Origin of the sequence: Microvirga sp. RSM25 (assembly GCF_044784385.1) — a bacterium.
Lineage (GTDB): Bacteria > Pseudomonadota > Alphaproteobacteria > Rhizobiales > Beijerinckiaceae > Microvirga > Microvirga tunisiensis.
In genome coordinates this window covers 4,923,044-4,940,273 of the sequence record NZ_CP173039.1, presented here as the reverse complement: position 1 = coordinate 4,940,273, position 17,230 = coordinate 4,923,044, and the positions used below count along the sequence as shown (strand labels likewise).

Below are 17,230 nucleotides of genomic sequence, written 5' to 3'. Positions count from 1 at the left end.
CCGTCATTAGGATGCGCTGTCGGCGATTCGGTGTGCCAGCGCAACAAGGCTCATATCGGACCCGGCCGGTCCCATGAGCGACAGCCCCAGCGGCGCGCCGGATCGGGAGGCGAGCGGGATCGAGACCTGCGGCAGGCCCGACAGAACCGACAGGCAGAGCAGGTTCAGGGCGTTGTTGCGATAATCGTTCAGGGCCTCGTCGCTCTCCGAGAGCAGCGGCGCGATGTCGGGCATGGTCGGCAGGATCAGCACTGCGTCATCAGCGAGGAGCGCGCCGAACCGCTTGCGGAAAGCCGCCCAAATCACCTGAGCTTCCGCCACTTGCGCATCCGTCACGGCCCTCGAGAACTCGAACCGGTCGGCTACGCCGGGGCCGAGAGGCGGATGGTAGCGCTCGATCATCGGTCCATCGACCGTCCAGGCCTCGCGGCTCTGGATGTAGCGCATCGCCCAGTAAAGGGCCGTGAAGCCGTCCGGCGCCGCCTCGGTCTGCTCCGGCTGGCCCAGCACGCCCTCCGCTTGACGCAGCGCCGGGGCAAGCGCCTCTCGCACCTCTTTGTGGAGAAGGGCAAAGGCGTCGCGCGCCAGGAGTACCCGTGGGCTCGGCTGCAGGGGCTGGGGATCCTTCCCGAGCAGCACCTCGCCGACCCGGGCGAAAGTGGCGCCGTCGCGGGTGAAATAACCACACGTGTCGAAGGAGGGCGCAAGATCATGGCACCCTTCGAGGCTCACCCGGCCATGGGTCGGACGAATGCCGAAGAGGCCGCAATGGTTGGCCGGCGCTCGCACGGACCCGCCCGTATCGGTGCCGAGCGCGAAATCGCACAATCCGTTTGAGACGGCCGCCGCCGAGCCCGAGGACGAGCCGCCCGGAATGCGATCCGGCGCACCGCCGTTCACCGGCGTGCCGAAATGGGCGTTCTTGCCGCTCATGGAAAAGGCCAGCTCGTCGGTGATCGTCTTGCCGACGAGACGGGCGCCCGAATCGAGAAGCCTCTGCACCGTGGGTGCCGTCCGGGTCTTGGTGCCGGACATGGCGAGCATGTGGGGCGATCCCGCACTCGTCGGGTAGCCGGCCACATCGAACAGATCCTTGGCGGCAAAGGTCAGGCCCGACAGCGGGCCGCTCGATGCATGGGGGACTGGAATGGCCGGGTAAGGCATGAAAGCATGAGCGGGGTCTCGGTCGAGGAGCATGGGCCTGTCGGGGTTCAGGGAACGAAGGCGGCGAATGTGTCATTGCCTCCCTGGCTCAAGCAAGGCAGGAATTCACGAAGCTCGGCAGTTTGGGCTTTCTTCGAACCGGGATTGGCCCTAAATCCACGCAGGTTCTCGTTTGCAAGGAACGTGCAATGGCGAAGATTTCGACGATCCGCTGGCTGGCTCTTGGAGCAGCGCTCGCGCTCGGAGCGCCGGCGGTTCACGCGCAGCAGGCCCCGATCAAGATCGGCGAACTAAATTCCTATGCGCAATGGGCGGCCTTCACCGTGCCCTATCGCAACGGCTGGCAGATGGCCCTCGACGAGATCAACGCCAAGGGCGGGGTGCTGGGCCGCAAGCTCGAGATCGTCTCGCGCGACGACGGCGCGACGACGGGCAGCGCCACCCGCGTGGCGGACGAGCTCGTGAGCCGCGAGGGCGTATCGCTGCTCTTCGGCTCGTTCCTGTCGAATGTCGGCGTCGCCATGGCGGATTTCGCCAACCAGAAGAAGATCGTCTACATCGCCGCCGAACCCCTGACCGATGCCGTCACCATGGCACAGGGCAACCGCTACACCTTCCGCATCCGGCCCAACAACTTCATGCAGGTCGGCATGCTGGTGGATCAGGCCAAGGCCTCGGGCGCGAAGCGCTGGGCCATCGTCGCGCCGAACTACGAGTACGGCCAATCGGCGGCGGCCGTCTTCAAGCGCCTGATCCAGGAGCGGGTGCCCGGAGCCCAGATCGTCGCCGAGCAATATCCGGCGCTCGGCAAGATCGAGGCGGGCGCCACCGCCTCGGCGCTCGAACAGGCCAAGCCAGACGGCATCTTCAACGTGCTCTTCGGACCCGACCTCACCCAGTTCGTGCGCGAGGGCAACACCCGCGGCCTCTTCGAGGGCGCGACGGTCCTCTCGCTCCTCACCGGCGAGCCCGAATGGCTCCTGCCCCTGAAGGACGAGGTGCCCGCGGGCTGGACCGTGACCGGCTATCCCTGGGACGAGATCAAGGAACCGACGCACAAGGCCTTCGTCGATGCCTACCGCGCCAAGTACAACGACACGCCGCGTCTCGGCTCGCTCCTCGGCTACATGGTCGTCAACATGATCCGCGACGCCATCGACCGCGCGGGCTCCACGGAGACCGAGGCGATCATCAAGGCGCTCGAGGATGCGAAGTTCGACACCGTCATCGGTCCCGTCACCATGCGCGGCATCGACAACCAGTCCACCATGGGGGCCTGGGTCGGCAAGCTCGTGCTCAAGGGCGCCGCCGGCGGCATGACGGACTGGACCTACAAGGACGGCACGTCGTTCATGCCGACCGAGGCCGAGGTGAAGGCAGTACGGAAGGATTAGCGGATTGCTGGCGCTGGATCCCTCCTTCCTCGCCGTTCAGGCCCTCAGCGGCCTCTCCAGCGCTTCATCGCTTTTCATCACTGCCTGCGGACTGACCATCGTCTTCGGCGTCACGCGGATCGTGAATTTCGCGCACGGCTCGCTCTACATGATCGGCGCCTATACGGCCGCGACCCTGGTGCCGCGCCTGCTCGAACTCTCGTTCGGGCCGGTTACCTTCTGGGCCGGCATCCTGGCCTCGGCGCTCATCGTCGGCATCATCGGCGTGATCATCGAAGTCCTGCTCCTGCGGCGCATCTACGGCGCACCGGAACTGTTCCAGTTGCTTGCCACCTTCGGTGTCGTGCTGGTGGTGCAGGATCTCGTTGTGCAGGTGTTCGGGCCGGAGGATATTCTGGGGCCGCGCGCACCGGGATTGCGCGCACCCGTGGAAATTCTCGGACGGCGCTTTCCTTCCTACGAACTCGTGCTGATCGCGGCCGGTCCCATCGTGCTGGGGTTCGTGTGGCTTCTCTTGCGCAAGACGCGGTTTGGCGTGCTGGTGCGCGCGGCGACGCAGGATCGCGACATGGTGGCGTCGCTCGGTGTCAATCAGGCCATGCTGTTCACGGGCACGCTGTTTCTCGGCGCATTCCTGGCCGGACTCGGCGGCGCGCTTCAGATCCCGCGCGTCTCGGCCAATGCCGGCATGGATCTCTCCATCATCGTCGAGGCCTTCGTCGTCACGGTGGTCGGCGGCATGGGCAGCGTGCCCGGCGCGTTTCTTGCAGCACTCATCATCGGTCAGCTGCAGGCCTTCGGCATCCTGGTCTTTCCGAAGAGCACCCTCGTCGTGGTGTTCCTGCTCATGGCCGTGGTGCTGGCGATCCGACCCTACGGTCTCTTCGGGCGTGCCGAGGTCATCGGGGGAACCCATGCGGTGGGCATCGCCAGCCGCAAGCCCCTGCCCGGCCGTCCGTTTATCCTGCTCGCCGTCATCGCGGCGCTCGCCTGTTTCCCGCTGCTGGCCGATGCGTACTTGCTGAAGGTCGCGACCGAGATCCTGATCTTCGCACTCTTCGCCTTCAGCCTGCAGCTTCTCATCGGGGTCGGTGGGCTCGTGAGCTTCGGCCATGCAGCGTTCTTCGGTCTCGGGGCCTATGGATCAGCCCTTGCCGTGAAATGGCTCGGCACGTCGATGGCGGCGGCCCTCCCCCTCGCACTCGCATTGGCAGCTTTGGGCGCGGCACTGATCGGCGCCTTCGTGGTCCGCCTGTCGGGCATCTATCTCGCCATGATGACGCTTGCCGCCGCCCAGATCCTCTACGCGGTTGCCTTCCAATGGGTCGACGTGACCGGCGGCGACAACGGCATCGTCGGCGTATGGCCGTCGAGCTGGGCCAGCGGGCCGGTGCCCTATTACCTGCTGACCGCCACACTGACGCTCGTCACGGTGCTGCTTTTGAAGCGGATCGTCGACGCGCCGTTCGGCTATGCCTTACGGGCCGCCCGCGATTCGGAAGCCCGCGCGGAAGCGATCGGCCTGAAGGTCCGCCAACACCGCTGGCTCGCCTTCGTGATCTCCGGGGCTGCAGCCGGACTTGCGGGCGGCCTCTATGCCTTTTCCCGCGGCTCGGTGGACCCGAGTCTGCTCGGCATCTCGACCTCCGTCGATGCGCTCACCATGCTGCTCCTCGGCGGCATTCAGACGGTGACGGGTCCGCTCGTCGGTGCCGCCGTCCTGCACTTCCTGCGCGATCTGATAATGCCGCTCACGCCGCTCTGGCGGCTTCTGCTGGGCTTAAGCATCATCGCCATGGTGCTGATCTTTCCGCGCGGCCTTGTGGGCACTGTGCAATATTGGCGAGAGGAGCGCGCATGACGCTTCTTGTCGTAACCGGCCTGCACAAATCCTTCGGCGGCGTGATGGCGGCCCGGGACGTGGAGTTCATCGTCGAGCGTGGCGAGATGCTCGCCATCATCGGCCCCAACGGAGCCGGCAAGTCCACCGTGTTCAACATGGTCGGCGGCCAGTTGAGACCTGATCGCGGCCAGGTTCTGCTCGACGATCAGGATATTACCCATGCCTCGCCGCAGAAGCGCTTTCGCCGCGGCGTGGGACGCACCTTCCAGGTGGCGCAGACCTTTCTCTCCATGAGCGCGGCGGAGAACGTGCAGATGGCGCTGATCAGCTGCCATCGGCAAAGCAACGGTCTCTGGACCCCGGCCCCTGAGCGCCACCGCGAGAAAGCGGTCGCGCTGCTCTCTCAGGTGGGCATGGTGGAGGCGGCGGATATCCCCTGCTCCGCGCTGGCCTATGGCGACGTGAAGCGGGTCGAGCTTGCCATCGCGCTGGCCGGAGAGCCCAAGCTCCTCCTCATGGACGAGCCCACGGCCGGCATGGCGCCGCGCGAGCGGGCGGAACTGATGGATCTCACCGCATCCATCGCTGCCTCGCAGGGGATCGGCGTGCTCTTCACCGAGCATGACATGGATGTGGTCTTCGGCCATGCGGCCCGGGTGCTCGTGCTCCTGCGCGGCCAGATCATCGCCGCCGGAACGCCGGACGAGATCCGCCATGATCCCCAAGTCAGGCGGGCCTACCTTGGCGACGAGCATGCCCTGGAGCGGCCGAAAGGATTGAGCCTCGCATGAGACGAGACGCGCTGCTCGATGTCCGGAACCTCAGCGCCTTCTATGGCCGGGCGCAGGTGCTGTTCGGCCTGTCGATTCATCTCTATCCGGGCGAGGTGGTGGCGCTCGTCGGCCGCAACGGCGCCGGCAAGACCACGACCTTGAAGGCCATCATGGGGTTGATTTCAGCGTCCGCCACCCATGCGACCTTCAAGGGGCACTCCCTCGGCAAGCTTCCGACCTACAAGATCGCCCGCCTGGGGCTCGGCTACGTGCCCGAAGACCGGCGCATCTTCACCGATCTCACCGTCGAGGAGAATTTGGAGACGGGGCGCCGGCCGGCCGGCGCCGGCCGTTCGCCCTGGACGCCCGAGCGGCTCTTCCGGCTCTTCCCGAACCTCGCCGAGATGGGTGGGCGGCGCGGCAACCAGATGTCCGGTGGCGAGCAGCAGATGCTCTCCATCGCCCGCACCCTCATGGGCAACCCGGATGCGATCCTGCTCGACGAGCCCTCCGAGGGCATCGCCCCGGTCATCGTCCAGATGATGGCCGAAGCGATCCGGGCCATGAAGGCCGAAGGCGTAGCGGTGCTCCTCTCGGAGCAGAACTGGGCCTTTGCCGCCGGCATCAGCGACCGGGCCTGCGTCATCGAGCGCGGTGAGATCCGGTTCCAGGGCTCCATGGCCGAGCTTATGGCCGATGAGGCCTTGCGGGCGGAAACCCTCGGTGTTTGATGCGCTAAAGCGTTGACGGAAGAGACGTGAAGGGCGATATGCAGCCCATCCGGCGCCCGTTCCGCGCCACATCCCAGAATGCACGAAAGAGGAATTCCCGCTTCATGGGCGTCATCCATGTGACCGACCGGGCCGGCCAGCGCCATATCCTTGAGGCCATCGAGGGCTGGCGGGTGATGGAGATCATCCGGGACTGGGGCCTGCCCATCGAGGGCCTGTGCGGCGGAGCCTGCGAATGCGCGACCTGCCATGTCTTCGTCGCCGAGGACTGGCTGGACAAGCTCTATCCTCCCACCGGCGAGGAGGAGGATCAACTCGATACCGTGATGACGCAGCCTAACTCCCGCCTGTCCTGCCAGATCCTCTGGACCCCCGAACTCGACGGCCTTGAGGTCACCCTGGCGCCGACCGGAGGGTAGGCATTTTCAGCAAAAGCGGAGAGCGGTTTTGCTGAAAATGCGTTCCAACCCAAACAAGCCTTTTTCATGAAACGAGTTTCATGAAAAAGGTCTTCGCCGTCAGCCTGCCGCATTGCCAAGACCGAGAGACCGTGCTTTTCGAATGGCCGTCTCTCGAAGGAGCCTGTTCATGACCGACCATATCGAAACGGACGTCGTCATCATCGGTGCCGGGCCCGTGGGCCTGTTCGCCGTGTTCGAACTGGGCCTCCTCGACATCAAATGCCATCTCATCGACATCCTGCCGAAAGTGGGCGGCCAATGCGCCGAGCTCTATCCGGAAAAGCCGATCTACGACATCCCGGGCTTTCCGATGGTGACGGGCCAGGGCCTCGTCGACAACCTGATGGCGCAGATCGAGCCGTTCAACCCGACCTTCCACCTCAACGAGATGGTGGAAAGCCTCGAGTCCATCGGCACGCCCGAGGCGCCGCTCTTCCGGGTCAAGACCTCGGAGAATGATACCACCTTCGTCTGCAAGGCGGTGATCATCGCGGCCGGCGGCGGCTCGTTCCAGCCCAAGAAGCCCCCGATCGACAACATCGAGGCCTATGAGGGCACGAGCGTGTTCTACGCCGTGCGCAAGATGGAGATGTTCCGGAACAAGAAGGTGCTCATCGTCGGCGGCGGCGATTCTGCCCTCGACTGGACCGTGAACCTCCAGCCCATTGCCAAGCGCCTGACCCTGCTCCACCGCCGCGATGCCTTCCGCGCCGCGCCCCACACCGTGGAGAAGATGCGCTCCCTCGTGGCCTCCGGCGAGATGGATCTTCACCTCGGTCAGGTGAGCGCGCTTAAAGGGAGGAATCATGTGCTGGAAGGCGCCGTGATCCGCAAGGACGACGGCTCGGAACACCTCGTGGATTGCGACGTGATGTTGCCCTTCTTCGGGCTCACCATGAAGCTCGGCCCCATCGCCGATTGGGGGCTGAACCTGCACGAGAACTTGGTTCCCGTCGACACGGAGAAGTTCGAGACCAACGTTCCCGGCATCTTCGCCATCGGCGACATCAACACCTATCCGGGCAAGCTGAAGCTCATCCTCTCCGGCTTCCACGAGGGCGCTCTGGCGGCCCAGAAGGTGCATCGCTACGTGTATCCTGAGAAGAAGCTCCTGTTCCAATACACGACCTCCTCCACGAGCCTGCAGAAGAAGCTCGGCGTTGCTGCCTAACGGCTGAAAAGCGTTTGGGAACCGGACCGTCTTCCCCTTGCGAAGCAGGCCGGTTCCTGAAACTCTCCGGCCCATGATAAACGCGACAGATTTCCCCCTCGGCCGCCGCGTGATGGCGATGATCGAGGAGTTGGCCCAGCATACGGACGAGCCCGGCCGCCTCACACGCCTCTATCTCTCCGATGCACACCGCAGGGCCGCGGATGCCACGCTCCGGCTGATGCAGGAGGCGGGCCTGGATGCCCATATCGACGCGCTCGGCTCCGTGATCGGCCGCGTTGAGGGTGCCAATCCCGAAGCACCCGCGCTCCTCATCGGCTCCCATATCGATTCCGTCGTCGATGCCGGCCGCTATGACGGCAATCTCGGCGTCGTGCTTGGCATCGTCGTGGCCGAGGCGCTGAAGCAGCAGGGCATCGCGCCGGCCTGCCCCATCGAGATCGTGGCCTTCGGGGACGAGGAGAATGTGCGCTTCCCGACCAATCTCTCCACGTCCCAGGCCCTCGCCGGTCGCTTCAACCCGGCCTGGCTCGACGGCAGGGATCAGGACGGAATTTCTTTCCGCGATGCGCTGATCCGCTTTGGTGGCGATCCGGGAGGCGCGGCTGCATTGGCCCGCGATCCGGCGCGCTATCGCGGCTACCTCGAGGTTCACATCGAGCAAGGTCCGCTTCTTGAGGCGAAGAGCCTGCCCGTCGGCATCGTATCCGCCATCAACGGCATCACCCGTGCCCGCGCCAGCGTGATCGGCGAAGCGGGCCATGCGGGCACCGTGCCGATGAATATGCGTCGGGATGCGCTCGCGGCCGTCGCCGAGATAATCGGCATCGTGGAGCGCGCGGGCTCGACGCGCACCGACACGGTGGCAACCGTCGGCGTGGTGCAGGTGCAGCCCGGCGCGATCAACGTCATTCCGGCGCGCGTCGATTTCACCCTCGACGCCCGCTCGCCGGACGATGCGGTGCGTCTCGCCATGGTGCAGGACATCGTGACCGAGTGCCAGGCTGCCGCGCAAAGACGCAATGTGAGCTTCACCATCGAGCCGTTCATGGAATCGCCCGCGACGCCCATGGACAAGGATCTGATCGGGCGGCTCGAAGAGACTGTGAGGAGTCTCGGCATCGAACCCCTGCATCTCTCCTCCGGTGCGGGCCACGATGCGGTCGCGATGGCCAATCTCTGTCCCTCCGCCATGCTCTTCGTGCGCTGTAAGGACGGCATCAGCCACAATCCGGCGGAATCGATCACCACCGAGGATGCGGACGTGGCGGCCCGTGTGCTGATCGACGCCGTCAAGCGGATCGCGGCATAGGGTCTGCACGATGACGCAGTTGCCCACGATCGCGTTCGTCGACGATGCTTCCGCGCTTCATCCGATCGTGCTGGAGGGCGTGCGGGGCTTCAACAAAATGCTCTTCGCCAATCATCCGCCGGGCCAGGATCTCGCCATCGCCATTCGCGATCCGGACAGCAACAAGCCTGTCGGGGGACTTCTGGGACGCACGAATGGCGGCTGGCTCGGCATCGAGCTCCTCTTCGTGCCCGAAGCCTTTCGCGGCGTGGGACTTGCCACGCAGCTCATCGCGATGGCCGAGGAGGAAGCGCGAACCAGAGGCTGCCACTCGGCCTGGATCGACACACTCAATCCCGAGGCGCTCCGACTTTACCAGCGCTTGGGATATGAGATCTTCGGCGAACTCAAGGATTATCCTGTCGGCGGGAGCCGCTTCTTTCTGCAGAAGAGGCTCGGGCCCGTCGCCTGATGCAAGTCAGCGGCGCCACTCATCCGAGAGCACGGCCCAGCGTTCGTGATCGCGCCATTCGCCGTCGATCTTGAGATAGCGCGGCGAGTAGCCCTCCTGGCGAAAGCCCAGTCGCTTGACGAGTGCGCGGGACGGCTCGTTGCCCGGCTGGATGTTGGCTTCAATCCGATGCAGGCCGAGCTCGCGGAAGGCATGCGCCACGACGAGACTCACGGTTTCGCCCATCAGGCCGCGCCCGTTCATGCCGGCCATGCCGTAATAGCCCATATAGGCGCTCTGGAAGAAGCCGCGCACGATCTCGCTCAAATTGACGACGCCGACGACCCGCCCGCTCTCCCGCTCGCGGGCGATGAAGCCGATGGATCGGTCGCCGTCACAGCGGGCGAGATAGCCGAGAAAGCTCGCGTGGTCGCGGCAGGGGGACACCCAGGGCTCGTGCAGCTCGATGCTCGCTAGGTTGGCGGCAATCAGTTCGGCGGCGTCCGAGGCTTGAACGGGACGAATGACAACGCGTGACAACATGGGGTTCATTCCTGCTTCAGGAACCATGGCATAGACATGCCGTTGTCGTCAGCCCCTCCTCAAAACATAAGGAATGGACCATGCGAGCCATCATTCTCCCCGCTTTCGCTCTTGCTCTCGGCGCCGGCTTCCTTGCTGCACCGCAAGAGGCTCAGGCCCGTTTTGGCGCCGAGCAGTTGCAGGCGCCGACGCTTGTCGACAACGTGCAATGCGTCACCCGCCGGATCCGCACCGTGCGCCCGAACGGCCGCGTGGTCTATCGGACCGTGCGGGATTGCGGCGTACGGCCGGGATGGGGACGCGTTGATCGCTGCCGCACAGTGCGTGAGCGCGTGGTGCGTCCCAACGGGCGCGTGGTCTATCGCGACATCCGCCGCTGCCGCTGATCAAGCTCGGTACTCGACAGTTCAGGGCCCGGTGACTCCGGGCCCTTTCCATTATTCCAGTTCGCCGACGACGCTCTCGACCGCTTCGACCACGGCGCCCGAGCGCACGAGGTCGAGCGCCTGACGCATCTCGATGGCATACCATCGGTCGCCTTCGAGCGCCGGTGGAATGACCCCGCGGATCGCCTCCATCGCGGCCCGCGAGCCCTTGCCCAGCGGGTAATCCTTGGCGAGCGGCTCCACGAGCGTGAGCGCCTGCGCGGCCATCAGCAATTCGCCCGCCACGATCTGCTCCACGTTCTCCACGATGATGCGCGCCTTGCGCCCGCACCAAGTGGAGTTGGAGACGTGATCCTCGGCATTGGATTTGCCGGGAATGGAATCGACCGAACCCGGCGTCGCCAGTCCGCGGTTTTCCATCACCAGCGCCGATAGGGAGCACTGCACCGTGGCGAAGCCCGTATTGAGGCCACGCTTGCCCGCCAGAAGATTGCGCGGCAATCCGTAGGACATGGTGGGATCGATGAGGCGCGCGAGGCGCCGCTCGGAAATCGCCCCGAGATCGGCCATGGCGATGGCAAGAAAATCCATGGCCTGCGCCATGTACTGCCCGTGGAAATGGCCGCCTGAGATCGACACGTAGCCGCCCTGTCCGTCGTCGAAGATCAGCGGGTTGTCGGTGGCGGAATTCATCTCCGTTCCGATGATGCGCTCGACATATTCCACCGCCTCGACGGCGGGTCCGTGAACCTGCGGCGTGCAGCGCAGAGAATAGACGTCCTGCACGCGAGGAGCGGCAGGCGTTCCCGGCTGACGCGGCTCGTCGGGGAAGACGACGTCGCGCGCAGCTTGAGAGCAGCGCCTCGTGCCGTCCAGGATCCGCAGCAAATTGCGCGCCACACGCGCCTGGCCCGGATGCGGGCGCGCCTTGTGCACGCGCGGATCGAAGGCTGCGAGCTCGCCGCGCATGGCCTCGAGCGACAGGCTCATGGCGATATCGGCCTGCTTCAGCAGACGGCGCGCATCGTGGGTGGCGAGAGCGCCGAGCGCGAGCGACGTGGTCGAGCCGTTGATGAGGGCCGAGGCATCCTTCGCGCCGAGATCGAAATCGGGATCGAAGCCGGCAGCCTTGATGGCTTCGCGCGCCGGCATTCGACGGCCGCGATAAACCATCTCGGCTTCCTCGAAGCCGCAGACCGCACCGGCCATATGCGCCAGCGGCGCAAGATCGCCCGAAGCGCCGACGGAGCCTTTCTGGGGAACGACCGGATGCAGACCCGCATTGAGGAACGCGATGAGGCGCTCGACCAGCTCGACACGCGGCCCGGAATAGTTCGACGCGAAGGCATTGGCGCGCAGCAGCATCATGGCGCGCGTTACATCCTCGGCAAACGGCTCGCCGATTCCGGTGGCGTGGGCATAGACCGTCTTGCGCTGATAGGCGGCCATGTCACTGATGAGGACGCGCTGATCCTTGAACAATCCGACGCCGGTGTTGAAGGCATACATGAGCGGCGCGTCGTCATGCATCCAGGTGCGATCGATGTAATCCCGCGTCGCGGCAATGCGCTCGCGCGCCTCCGGCTCGAGGGCCGCTTGGGCGAATGCTCCTTCGGCATCGGGGCGCGCCACGCGCACCACGTCCTGAATGCCGAGAGTGGCCCCGTCGAGCTTGACCGTCATTGCTGTTCCTCATGTCAGAGCTGTTTCCACTTGCATGGAATCATCTCTTCTCTCTGCCGCGCCGTACCTTTGACGGCGAACCGGATCCGCTTCGCCGAAAATGCTTGAGTGGACAAGGGATAAAGGGCGTCTCATCGGGGCGCAACAGCCGTTCGCGGTCGGGCTTCAAAGAGCCAGCACCCGTAGGCCCGCAGCTTGCGCTGCGAGCCGTGGGGTGATCGAGGGTGGTGCGACGGGCAGCCCGGCTCGATGGGTATGGTGGAATGGAAGAGCCGGACGGCGCCTCGCATGCGGGACTTTTAGGCGTTTAGACTTGGACCAGCCCAGGGCTGCCAAGGGCCTCCCGCCAACCGGCGTGCGAGGGCTGTTGCAGGACCGCTCCCCGCCCCACTCTTGCAACGCCTCGCGAGCGCGCCCCCTGTCGGGCCGGGATGAGCAAGGGTCTAGCCCAGATGAAACACAGTGTCAAGAACAAAGTGAGAACATAGTCCGCAGACCTGGTTAAACCCTCCACGTCATCACCGGGCTCGTGCCGGTGATCCCGATCCGTAAAGCACAGCACCTCACCGGATCGGGATGGCCGGGATAGGCCCGGCCATGACGAGAGGGTACCGCCGTGTCATTCCGGGGCTGCGCAGCGGAGCCCGGAAGCCATCACCGCTGACCGTACAGGATAGGACACAACGCTGCTCACTCTGTCTTGAGACGTCGTAGGGATGGTTCCGAATTCGCACCGGAGGTGCGCCCTGGAATGACCGGGTGGGCGTCCTTCCCGGCCCGCGGTCGCCAGGGATGACACGGCGCCCCGCTCCCTACCAGCAACAAAAAGGCCCCGGCTATGCCGAGGCCTCAGGACTCATGCCCATATGTCGACTGACAGAATCACACCCGACCGAGGCGCTTCGTGGTCTGGGGGTCGAAGAGGTGGACGTTGGCCGGTTCGACGGCGAGGGTCAGCTTGCGGGTGTCGGCCGGGAGCTGGCCGGTGGAGGCCTGCACGACGAATTCGGCGCCGGCGACCTTGCCGTGGAAGAGCTGGGTGGCGCCGAGCTCCTCAACGAAATCCACGTCCATGGAGAGCGAGCTGGAACCGGCGCCGCCCGCCTGCACGTCCTCGGGACGTAAGCCCACCTCGATGGCGGAGCCGGGGGTGAGGCCTTCACGCATGTCCGTGACGGCAATGGATTGTCCACCGACCGACACGCGGCCGGGGCCTTCCACCGTTCCGGGCAGGATGTTCATGGGCGGCGAGCCGATGAAGGTGGCGACGAACCGGGTCTCGGGACGGCGGTAGACATCGGACGGGCTGCCGACCTGCTCGATCTGGCCGCCGGACATCACCACCAGCTTGTCAGAAAGCGTCATCGCCTCGACCTGATCGTGGGTCACGTAGATCGACGTCACGCCAAGGGCCCTTTGCAGGCGCTTGATCTCGACGCGCATCTGCACGCGCAGCTTGGCGTCGAGGTTGGAGAGCGGCTCGTCGAAGAGGAACACCTGGGGCTTGCGGACGATGGCGCGGCCCATGGCGACGCGCTGGCGCTGGCCGCCGGAAAGCGCACGCGGCTTGCGGGTGAGGAAGGGCTCGATGGCGAGGATGCGAGCCGCCTCCTTCACGCGCTTCTCGATCTCGTCCTTCGGCGTGCCGCGGTTCTTCAGGCCGTAGGCCATGTTGTCGTAGACGCTCATATGCGGATAGAGCGCGTAGTTCTGGAACACCATCGCGATGTCGCGGTCGGCCGGCTCGACCTGGTTCACGACCCGGTCGCCGATCTTCACCTCGCCGCCGGAAATCGTCTCAAGGCCTGCGATCATGCGAAGAAGCGTGGACTTGCCGCAGCCGGACGGGCCGACCAGCACGCAGAAGGAGCCGTCCTCGATGCCGAGAGAGACGCCCTTCACGGCTTCCACGTTGCCCGCATAGATCTTCCTGACCGTATCGAGGGTGACCCCTGCCATCGTTCTGTTCCTTTTGACCACTGCCCGCGCCGCCATGGGTACCGGGCGAAAATTTCAATGATGTGAGAGCGAGCCCTCCCGCCCTTGCAGGGAGGGCTCTGCGCGATCCCTCGCGTCACTTCTCCGTTTCGACGAGACCCTTCACGAAGAGCCTCTGCATGAAGACCACCACGAGCACCGGCGGCAGCATGGCGAGCACGGCCGTGGTCATCGCGATCTGCCATTCGGTCAGCGCATCGGTCGTCGTGATCATCTTCTTGATGCCGATGACGATGGTCTGCATCGAGCTCTTGGTCGTGATCAGCAACGGCCAGAGATACTGGTTCCAGCCGTAGATGAACTGGATCACGAAGAGTGCCGCGATCGTCGTCATGGAGAGCGGCAGGAGCGTATCCTTGAAGAACCGGAAGGCGCCCGCGCCGTCGATCTTCGACGCCTCCAACAGCTCGTCCGGGATCGTCATGAAGAACTGGCGGAAGAGCAGCGTGCCGGTGGCCGACGCGATCAGCGGCATGATCAAGCCCGTATATGTATCCAGAAGACCGAGATCCGCGACGATCTTGTAGGTCGGATAGATACGCACTTCGACGGGCAGCATCAGCGTGATGAAGATGATCCAGAACGCGGTCCTGCGGAACGGGAACTTGAAGTACACCACCGCATAGGCCGATAGGACCGAGATCAGGATTTTACCGATCGCGATGCCCAGCGCCATGATCATGGAGTTGAGCATCATGCCGCCGACGGGTTCGCGAGCAGACACGCCGCCGTAGAACAGCGCACGCGTATAGTTCTCGCCCGCCTGATTGCCCGGCGTGAGCGGCATGTTGCCGTTGATGATCGTGGCGGCGTCGAAGGTCGATGCCATGATCGCGAGATAGACGGGGAAGACCACGATGACGATGCCGAGGGCCAGCGTCAGATAGGCCATGAATTGGGTGAACGGACGATTCTCAACCATCAGTACTGCACCTTGCGCTCGACATAACGGAACTGGACGGCGGTCAGCGCGATCACGATGATCATCAGGATCACCGACTGCGCGGCCGAGCCGCCGAGATCGCCGCCGAGGCGCCCATCCGCGTAAACCTTGTAAACGAGGGTCGTGGTTCGCCCGGCAGGACCGCCGCCCGTCACCGCATCGATGATGCCGAAGGTGTCGAAGAACACGTAGACGATGTTGACCACGAGAAGGAAGAACGTGGTTGGCGACAGAAGCGGGAAGATCACCGTCCAGAAGCGGCGCAGGGGGCCCGCGCCGTCGATCGCCGCAGCCTCGATCACGCTCTTCGGGATGGCCTGAAGACCCGCCAGGAAGAACAGGAAGTTGTAGCTGATCTGCTTCCAGGTGGCGGAGAGCACGAGCAGCGTCATGGCGTGGTTGGCGTTGAGCATCGGGTTCCAGTCGATGCCGACCGCCTTGATCGGCTTGGACAGGGTTCCCAGCGTCGGATGGAACATGAAGATCCAGAGCACGCCCGCGATGGCGGGGGCCACCGCATAGGGCCAGATCAGCAGCGTCTTAAAGGCCTGTCCGCCGCGCAGGTTCTTGTCGGCCTGTGTCGCCAGCAGCAGCGAGCAGCCCAGCGAGAAGAAGGCGACGAGGGACGAGAAGATCGCCGTCGTGGCCATGGCCCGGTAATATTCAGGCTGCTCGAACAGCGCGATGTAGTTTTCGAACCCGACGAATTCCGACGAGAGGCCGAAGGCGTCTTCGCGCAGGAAGGATTGCCAGATGGCCTGAGAGGCCGGCCAATAGAAGAAAATGACGGTGACCGCCATCTGCGGAACGATCAGCAGAAGCGGCAGCGTCCAACCTGAAAAATGAGCTCGTTTTTCCATCGCGTTTACGGCTGTCCGAATGATGGGGCAGATGACGGCGGCAACCGGTCTGCGAAGGTGATCTATAAGATCATCCCGGGCAGCGGGGCCGCCCGGGATGAAAGGTCGTGATGTCAGATCGTCTTAGCGGCTGACGGAGCGCTCGAACTGGCGCAGGATCTGGTTCGAACGGGTCACGCCTGCATCGAGGGCATCCTTGGCGGGCTTCTGACCGGCGAGGGCAGCCTCGATCTCCTCAGAGACCACGTCACGGATCTGAACCATGTTGCCGAAGCGCAGACCGCGGGAGTTCTCGGTCGGCTCCTTGTTGGTCAGCTCCAGCAGCGGAGTCTGCAGGACGGGGTTCTTCTCGTAGAAGCCCGAGGCCTTGGTCTTCTCGTAGGCCGCCTTGGTGATCGGGAGATAGCCCGATTCCTGGTGCAGCTTCGCCTGACGGTCCGTGTCGGACAGGAAGGTGAAGAACTTGGCCACACCCTTGTACTCTTCAGCCTTCTTGCCGCCCATGACCCACAGCGAAGCGCCGCCGATGATGGAATTCTGCGGAGCGCCCTGGGCGTCCGGATAATACGGCATCGGCACCGAGGTATAGTCGAACTTCGCGTTGGCCTTCACGTTGCCGTAGAAGCCCGAGGAGTTCAGGAAGATCGCGCATTCGCCGGAGGTGAAGCGGCCTTCGCTCTTCGAATCGCGGCCCGAGTAGTCGTAGGTCTTGTCCTTCTGCAGATCGATCAGGCTCTGCAGATGCTTCACGTGCAGCGGAGAGTTGAACTTCATCTCCGTGTCGAAGCCGTCGAGACCGTTGGCCTTGGTGGCCATCGGCACATTGTGCCAGGCCGAAAACTGCTCGATCATCGCCCAGGTGGTCCACGCCGAGGAGAACCCGCAGGTCTCATGGCCGGCAGCCTTGAGCTTCTTGGCGGCATCGAACACCTGAGGCCAGGTCTTCGGAATCTCGGAGACGCCGGCCTTCTTCAGCTCGTCCTTGTTGACCCACATGACCATGGAGGAGGAGTTGAACGGGAAGGAGAGCATCTCGCCCTTCGCCGTGGAGTAATAGCCGGTGATCGCGGGCAGGTAAGCCTTCGGATCGAAATTCTCGCCCGCATCGGCCATCATCTGGTAGACAGGCTTGATCGCGCCGCGGGCGCCCATCATGGTCGCCGTGCCGACTTCGAACACCTGCAGGATGTGGGGCGCGTTGCCCGCGCGGAAGGCGGCGATGCCGGCGTTCAGGGTATCAGCGTACTGGCCCTTGTAGCTGACGACGACCTTGTAGTCCTTCTGCGAATTGTTGAACTCTTCGGCCAGCTTGTTGACGACCTCGTTGTTGGCGCCGGTCATGGCGTGCCACCACTGGATCTCGGTCTGGGCAAAGGCGGAGGTGCTCGTCGCCAGGCCGAGGGCCAGAGCGCCGAGGAGGGACTTCTTCATCATAGTAATCTCTCCCATGTCATCCCGTCGGGGACGTTCTTGTCGTTCATCACCCCTGCATTAAGGCCGGATGACGTTTCTATGACGAAAACATGACAATCATAGCC

The 17,230-nt window shown here is 64.4% G+C and carries 16 protein-coding genes; 9 read left to right on the top strand and 7 right to left on the bottom strand.

Annotation, left to right across the window (positions count from 1 at the left end; translation table 11 throughout):
- Positions 1-6 precede the first annotated feature (6 nt).
- On the bottom strand, positions 7-1,197 hold the full coding sequence (locus ACD578_RS23485) for an amidase (RefSeq protein ID WP_404288985.1): 1,191 nt from the start codon (positions 1,195-1,197) through the stop codon (positions 7-9).
- A 155-nt stretch (positions 1,198-1,352) separates the two neighbouring features.
- Here ACD578_RS23485 and ACD578_RS23480 point away from each other — a divergent pair, with 155 nt between their 5' ends.
- From ACD578_RS23480 to ACD578_RS23445, 8 genes are all read left to right on the top strand, one after another.
- Positions 1,353-2,558 carry an ABC transporter substrate-binding protein gene (locus ACD578_RS23480; protein ID WP_404288982.1) on the top strand — a complete coding sequence of 402 codons (1,206 nt, stop codon included), beginning with the start codon at positions 1,353-1,355 and terminating at the stop codon, positions 2,556-2,558.
- Positions 2,559-2,571: 13 nt separating this feature from the next.
- On the top strand, positions 2,572-4,419 hold the full coding sequence (locus ACD578_RS23475) for an ABC transporter permease (protein ID WP_404294008.1): 1,848 nt from the start codon (positions 2,572-2,574) through the stop codon (positions 4,417-4,419).
- On the top strand, positions 4,416-5,192 hold the full coding sequence (locus tag ACD578_RS23470) for an ABC transporter ATP-binding protein (protein WP_404288980.1): 777 nt from the start codon (positions 4,416-4,418) through the stop codon (positions 5,190-5,192). Before ACD578_RS23475 ends, ACD578_RS23470 begins: the two co-directional genes overlap by 4 nt.
- Positions 5,189-5,905: an ABC transporter ATP-binding protein gene (locus tag ACD578_RS23465; protein WP_404288978.1), complete on the top strand. Its 717-nt coding sequence runs from the start codon at positions 5,189-5,191 to the stop codon at positions 5,903-5,905. Before ACD578_RS23470 ends, ACD578_RS23465 begins: the two co-directional genes overlap by 4 nt.
- A gap of 104 nt (positions 5,906-6,009) precedes the next feature.
- On the top strand, positions 6,010-6,324 hold the full coding sequence (locus tag ACD578_RS23460) for a 2Fe-2S iron-sulfur cluster-binding protein (protein WP_152710141.1): 315 nt from the start codon (positions 6,010-6,012) through the stop codon (positions 6,322-6,324).
- 169 nt (positions 6,325-6,493) lie between these two features.
- Positions 6,494-7,537, top strand: coding sequence for an NAD(P)/FAD-dependent oxidoreductase (locus tag ACD578_RS23455; RefSeq protein WP_152710116.1), 1,044 nt, complete (start codon positions 6,494-6,496; stop codon positions 7,535-7,537).
- 73 nt (positions 7,538-7,610) lie between these two features.
- A complete protein-coding gene (locus tag ACD578_RS23450; RefSeq protein ID WP_404288975.1) occupies positions 7,611-8,849 on the top strand; it encodes an allantoate amidohydrolase in 1,239 nt (412 codons plus the stop codon).
- Between the two features lie 10 nt (positions 8,850-8,859).
- On the top strand, positions 8,860-9,300 hold the full coding sequence (locus ACD578_RS23445) for a GNAT family N-acetyltransferase (RefSeq protein WP_404288973.1): 441 nt from the start codon (positions 8,860-8,862) through the stop codon (positions 9,298-9,300).
- Positions 9,301-9,306: 6 nt separating this feature from the next.
- Here the strand turns inward: ACD578_RS23445 and ACD578_RS23440 are convergent, their stop codons facing one another.
- Complete coding sequence (locus tag ACD578_RS23440; protein ID WP_404288971.1) at positions 9,307-9,822, bottom strand: GNAT family N-acetyltransferase; 516 nt, start codon at positions 9,820-9,822, stop codon at positions 9,307-9,309.
- Between the two features lie 80 nt (positions 9,823-9,902).
- Here ACD578_RS23440 and ACD578_RS23435 point away from each other — a divergent pair, with 80 nt between their 5' ends.
- Complete coding sequence (locus ACD578_RS23435; protein WP_404288969.1) at positions 9,903-10,208, top strand: hypothetical protein; 306 nt, start codon at positions 9,903-9,905, stop codon at positions 10,206-10,208.
- A gap of 51 nt (positions 10,209-10,259) precedes the next feature.
- Here ACD578_RS23435 and hutH read toward each other — a convergent pair whose 3' ends face one another.
- The 5 genes from hutH to ugpB all read right to left on the bottom strand — a co-directional run bounded on the left by hutH (position 10,260) and on the right by ugpB (position 17,126).
- Positions 10,260-11,891, bottom strand: coding sequence for a histidine ammonia-lyase (gene hutH / locus ACD578_RS23430; RefSeq protein WP_404288967.1), 1,632 nt, complete (start codon positions 11,889-11,891; stop codon positions 10,260-10,262).
- A gap of 882 nt (positions 11,892-12,773) precedes the next feature.
- The gene (locus ACD578_RS23425; protein WP_404288965.1) at positions 12,774-13,850 is read right to left on the bottom strand and encodes a sn-glycerol-3-phosphate import ATP-binding protein UgpC; all 1,077 of its coding nucleotides are present in this window, start codon (positions 13,848-13,850) and stop codon (positions 12,774-12,776) included.
- Positions 13,851-13,965: 115 nt separating this feature from the next.
- Positions 13,966-14,811, bottom strand: a complete 846-nt coding sequence (gene ugpE / locus ACD578_RS23420; protein ID WP_404288963.1) for a sn-glycerol-3-phosphate ABC transporter permease UgpE — start codon at positions 14,809-14,811, stop codon at positions 13,966-13,968.
- Entirely contained in the window at positions 14,811-15,692 is an 882-nt protein-coding gene (ugpA, locus tag ACD578_RS23415) for a sn-glycerol-3-phosphate ABC transporter permease UgpA (protein ID WP_404288961.1), read from the bottom strand. The genes ugpE and ugpA overlap by 1 nt, the downstream gene beginning before the upstream one ends.
- A 123-nt stretch (positions 15,693-15,815) precedes the next feature.
- Entirely contained in the window at positions 15,816-17,126 is a 1,311-nt protein-coding gene (ugpB, locus tag ACD578_RS23410; protein ID WP_404288959.1) for a sn-glycerol-3-phosphate ABC transporter substrate-binding protein UgpB, read from the bottom strand.
- Positions 17,127-17,230: the final 104 nt, after the last annotated feature.